General features: G+C 43.4%; 1 protein-coding gene. It reads left to right on the plus strand.

Annotated elements, in window-relative coordinates:
• Nucleotides 1-279 (plus strand): glutamate synthase central domain-containing protein (locus AAEY88_RS13205; RefSeq protein ID WP_350563122.1); only part of this gene is annotated, 279 nt, incomplete at both ends.

A 279-nucleotide genomic window follows, 5' to 3' on the forward strand; every position in this document is an offset into this window, starting at 1 on the left:
GTTTAGTACCATTTGAAGAGCTTACTGAGCAAGACGCCGGTAATCGCTCATTTGATGACGAAACGCTAGCTAAATATCAAAAAATGTTTGGTTATACCAACGAAGAGCTTGATAGTGTTATTCGTGTAATGGGTGAAAACGGCCAAGAAGCAACCGGCTCAATGGGTGATGACACGCCATTTGCTGTGCTTAGTGAAGGGCATCGTTCGCTTTATGATTACTTCCGCCAAAAATTTGCGCAAGTAACAAACCCACCTATCGATCCACTGCGTGAAAATC

Source organism: Psychrobacter sp. CAL346-MNA-CIBAN-0220, from assembly GCF_040309805.1.
Classification (GTDB): Bacteria; Pseudomonadota; Gammaproteobacteria; order Pseudomonadales; family Moraxellaceae; genus Psychrobacter.